The sequence below is a fragment of the Shewanella sp. SG44-6 genome, from assembly GCF_014164185.1.
Classification (GTDB): domain Bacteria; phylum Pseudomonadota; class Gammaproteobacteria; order Enterobacterales; family Shewanellaceae; genus Shewanella; species Shewanella vesiculosa.
Genome location: NZ_JACJER010000212.1, coordinates 1 through 4,810, shown reverse-complemented (window position 1 = coordinate 4,810; position 4,810 = coordinate 1). Strand labels below are relative to the sequence as shown.

The window sequence follows — 4,810 nt, the reverse complement described above, 5'->3', positions numbered from 1 at the left end:
TATTCGTGGTTAAGTCAATATAATGTATCCAGAAAGTGACTTTTTTCAAATATAAAACTACTATCATTATTACGACAATAACAAATTGATGTTATTTTTTCAGATTTGTATAACTCACAAGGCATGGAACCTAACCAAGTGCAGTCATCCTATTTACGGGATTGTAAAAATGCACTCAATGAAAATGGCGTTTTAGTACTCAATATTTGGCATACATCGGTAGAACTTCGACAAGAGTTGGATGCATTACTTGCGCTAGAATTTGAACATCGCTTAATCAGTTTCGAAGTTGACAGTGGCAACAGGATCATTCTGGCATTCAAAAATGCCATACCCCAAATAGAAACTGAACAACTCATGCGTAAGGCTCAAATATTGCAACAACAAATCAATATTCCAATGTCGCGCTATGCCGAATTAATCTTAAATACTCAAGCTCAATAAAAATAATAGCCCTAGACATCAGCGCCAAATATTAGGCGTTGTTTAGTGTCTAACCACATTGAATTTTGTACCATTACCTTGCTGAACATCCGACTTTGCAAAAAATGATTCAACCATTGGCGCAATTTTGGATAGGGAGATTGTAGATACCATTGCCGCTCTACTTGGGCAAACTGCCGCATAAACGGCATTAATGCCAAATCAGTTAAGCTTGGTTTATCGGACATCAAATACTGGTGCAGACAGAGTCGCGATTCCAGATCGGCAAGATAACGCTCACATTGCTGTCTATCTTCTGGTAATGAGGGTTCATGGTAACGTTTTGAGCAGCGATAGCGTTCAAGATGACCTTTAAATTCATTATCAAATATCGCAATCACAGCCAACATTTCATCTAAAGCGTTGGGGACAGCTTTGTTAGTGTAACCTTCTGGGTCTGTTTGTAAAAATGCCCATTGCATGATGGCTAGGCTTTCATCGATCACCTGGTTATCAGTTGTGACTAGTACCGGGACGGTGCCTTTAGGTGACACCTTAAGCATCTCATCAGGTTTGTTACTTAACACTATATCGCGTAGCTGAACTTGCTGGCCTGAAGCATAAATCGCCAACCTAGCCCGCATTGCATAAGGGCAATTTCTTAAAGAATAAAGTATGGGTAAGTCAATTGTCTGGGTCATTTTTGCTCAGTAAATTCATTTTGCCGATAGGCTTTGTTACTTTAACTATATTCATTAATTAAATCTTAGGGTGACATTACACTATCAAGTTCTGAACGTCATTTTGTTCATGTCCCCCAAAGATTCATTATCCAATCCGTTATGCCATAACGGGCTGGCAACGCTTACTCAACGATCAACACGCCTTTATACATTTGCATCTGACAATGAAATGGATACTCGCCTTTTTCCAGAGCAGGTAATGCTACCTTGGTGGGTTTATCCAGTGCTAAATCTTGGCTAATATCTAAGTCGGGTAGCAAGACTGTGGCGGAACATCCGGATTTATCTTGGCGTAAAAAGGTTATTTCTGTCGGCGTATTGGCGCTAATGTTAATTCTTGCAGGCGAATACACCCCGTCTTTAACCACTATTGATGTGCTAGCATCAACCTTAGTTTCATTTGATGGTTTATACAGCCAAAACCACCAAATGATAAAACCGATTAATGCGATACACAGTAAATTAATCAACATTTTGAGTCTCCTAGTGTTCTTTAGCTTTAAACAGACGTAAACGGTTGGCGTTACTGACGACGGTAAGCGATGAAAAGGCCATCGCCGCTCCGGCAATCACTGGGTTTAACAAAATACCAAATACCGGATAAAGCACTCCTGCCGCTAACGGAATACCCGCAACGTTATAAATAAATGCACCAAACAAGTTTTGTTTAATGTTGCGCAGCGTTGCTTTACTAATGGCTATGGCATCGGCTAATCCATGAAGTGATCCACGCATTAAGGTAATATCGGCACTTTCTATCGCGACATCGGTACCTGTACCAATTGCAAAGCCGACATCGGCTAAGGCTAACGCTGGAGCGTCATTAATGCCATCACCAGTCATGCCAACAATTTCATTTTGTTGCTGAAGTTCAGCGACTTTTTTGGCTTTATCTTCTGGCATAACTTCAGCGAAAAAGTCATCAATACCGACTTTCTTCGCCACTGCGGCTGCGGTGGCTTTATTATCTCCGGTTAACATAATCACTTTAATGCCACTGAGTTTTAGTCTCGCAATCGCTTCGATTGAATCGGATTTTATCGGATCAGATACTGCGATAATGGCAAGTAACTGCCCTGCAAGCGCCAAATACATAGGTGTTTTAGCCTCTTTGGCTAAGGTTTGGGCCTTGGTTTGGTAGTCACTAATCGCAATATTGTTGTCTTGCATCAGTTTTTCATTACCAAACAGTAATGTTTGTCCATCCATCTGAGCTTCTACACCTTGACCCGAAATGGCATTAAAGTGTTCAGTGTTAATGGCTTTAATACTTCTAGCGTTGGCACTGTCAACAATGGCTTGTGCTAAGGGGTGTTCGGAGTGACTTTCAATTCCAGCCGATAAGGCAATTACCTGCTCTTCACTGTCTGCATGAGCCAGAATAATATCGGTAACTTGCGGTTTACCTTCGGTAATGGTGCCTGTTTTATCTAAAACCATTGCGGTGATTTTAGAGGCCGTTTGTAAAGCTTCACCGTTACGAATAAGTACCCCAGATTCAGCCGCCTTACCAACGCCAACCATTACCGACATTGGTGTTGCGAGTCCGAGGGCACAAGGGCAAGCGATAATCAACACGGTTGTAGCAGATACTATGGCAAATACCATTGATGGCTCAGGACCAACGTTAAACCACACCATGGCACTGACAATGGCAATGATCATAATGGCTGGTACAAAATAAGCGGCAATGACATCCGCTAATCGACCAATCGGTGGCTTCGAGTTTTGTGCCCGTTTGACCATACTAATAATGTGCGCCAGTGCGGTATCTTTTCCGACCCGTGTTGCTTTAAATATGATTGAGCCAGATTTATTTAAAGTACCGGTGACCACATCATCATCTACAGCTTTTTCAACTGGCATGGGCTCACCGGTCAGCATTGACTCATCAATGGTACTTTTACCTTCAATAACCACCCCATCCACGGGGATTTTTTCGCCAGGACGGACTCTAACATGATCGTTAAGTAACACTTGGGCAATGTCGATATCGATTTCTTTACCATCACGGATAACCCGCGCCGTTTTTGCTTGCAGGCCAATAAGACGCTTAATGGCTTCAGAGGTCTTACCGCGCGCTTTCACTTCTAGTGCTAAACCAAGATTAATTAAACCAATGATCATTGTGGTTGCTTCAAAGTAAACATGTCTTGCCATTTCGGGAAACCACTGCGGAAATGCCACAATTAGCATCGAATATATCCAAGCCGTTCCTGTTCCCAAGGCGATGAGGGTGTCCATATTGGCGTTATGGTTTAAAAAAGATTTCCAAGCACCGATATAAAAATGTTTACCGGATATCAACATAATGGCCAAGGTAACTACACCAACCAGCCCCCATACCATTTGCTCTGAGAGGCTTGATACCGTCATTTCGCCAATAAAAAGTCCATAGATCATCAACGGAATACCGACGCTTAAAGCGATAATGGTATGGCGTAATAAACTTTTATAATGCTGTAAATCAGCCTGCTCTTTTTCGTTCATGGCATCTTCTGCCGACTCAGCTTGGATTTGAGTGGCGTTATAACCGGCACTTTCTACCGCGTTGATAATGGACTCTGCAGTTGCTTGACCAGTAACAAGTACCGTTCTATCTGCAAAATTCATATCGGCCGAATCTACGCCTTGTACGGTTTTAATGGCTTTCTCAATTTTACCAACACAGCTAGCGCAGCCTGCGCCGATAATATTGAGCTGTATAGGTGAATGCGTTGTGTGTTCCATTACTTAACCTCCGTTGGTGTTAATGTAATCTTATCATCCTGATTAATTCTTGCAGGAGTGCCATCTGTTTGATGTGAACCTTCAATCAAATGGCAAATCATATTTCCTGTCGGTAAGTTATCTGGCATGGTTGACCATTGCTCAACTGCGTGTGCAAGCCTTGAACGTAGTCTAACCATTTCATTAAATTGTCTTTCCGTTTCAGCCAGCTTTTGTTTAACTAACGTTCGCACAAGATGGCAGGCACTTTCACCATGATCGGTTTTTGAAAAAATCACTTTAATTTCTTCAACTGAAAAATCAAGTCTTCGAGCGCTTAAGATAAATTGCATACGCGACTTATCTTTATGGTCATAGACTTTATAACCATTGACTGGAGATTTATTGGGATTAAGTAGGCCAATGCGAGTGTAAAAGCGCACTGTGTCGGCAGTAATACCTAATTCATTAGCAAGTTGGTTCACTTTCATGCAGCCTCCACCGCTAAGGTTAATCATTATAATCATCTGACTATAAACCTATGTGTAACACACGGGTCAAGTAGGGATTTTAACGACTCAAGCTAAAGTGATAATCATTTGGGTGGAAGGTGAACAAGAAAAGCTGTCGATACCGAGCAGAAAAATAATAGCGATGACGTCTCACTGTTCATCAAGTCATGGCGCATGAATCGAGAATTAGATGAGAAGCAGATTTAAAATATGTGAACCTCTCATCTCACATTAGCCAGTTTTGTATGATGAGATTAAAGACTAGAGTGTTAAATGTTGTTTTTTACCGCTTGATGATAAAACATCAAGGTTTTACCTACACTTAACCTGTCTTTATCCGTCATATTATTCCAACTCGTGATCTGATCAACGCTAACCTTATACACTTTTGCAATACTCCAAAGCGTATCACCAACTTTGACA

At 41.4% G+C, this 4,810-nt stretch carries 5 protein-coding genes; 1 reads left to right on the top strand and 4 read right to left on the bottom strand.

The window, feature by feature from the left end:
• Positions 1-138 precede the first annotated feature (138 nt).
• Positions 139-444, top strand: coding sequence for a hypothetical protein (locus tag H5185_RS21285; RefSeq protein WP_182743124.1), 306 nt, complete (start codon positions 139-141; stop codon positions 442-444).
• 11 nt (positions 445-455) lie between these two features.
• On the opposite strand, the gene H5185_RS21280 is transcribed toward H5185_RS21285, so the two are convergent.
• From H5185_RS21280 to H5185_RS21265, 4 genes are all read right to left on the bottom strand, one after another.
• A complete protein-coding gene (locus tag H5185_RS21280) occupies positions 456-1,124 on the bottom strand; it encodes a glutathione S-transferase (protein ID WP_182743123.1) in 669 nt (222 codons plus the stop codon).
• Positions 1,125-1,288: 164 nt separating this feature from the next.
• On the bottom strand, positions 1,289-1,639 hold the full coding sequence (locus tag H5185_RS21275) for a cupredoxin domain-containing protein (RefSeq protein ID WP_124014888.1): 351 nt from the start codon (positions 1,637-1,639) through the stop codon (positions 1,289-1,291).
• 10 nt (positions 1,640-1,649) lie between these two features.
• The gene (locus tag H5185_RS21270; protein ID WP_182743122.1) at positions 1,650-3,896 is read right to left on the bottom strand and encodes a heavy metal translocating P-type ATPase; all 2,247 of its coding nucleotides are present in this window, start codon (positions 3,894-3,896) and stop codon (positions 1,650-1,652) included.
• Positions 3,896-4,366 carry a MerR family DNA-binding protein gene (locus tag H5185_RS21265; RefSeq protein ID WP_182743121.1) on the bottom strand — a complete coding sequence of 157 codons (471 nt, stop codon included), beginning with the start codon at positions 4,364-4,366 and terminating at the stop codon, positions 3,896-3,898. The genes H5185_RS21270 and H5185_RS21265 overlap by 1 nt, the downstream gene beginning before the upstream one ends.
• Positions 4,367-4,810: the final 444 nt, after the last annotated feature.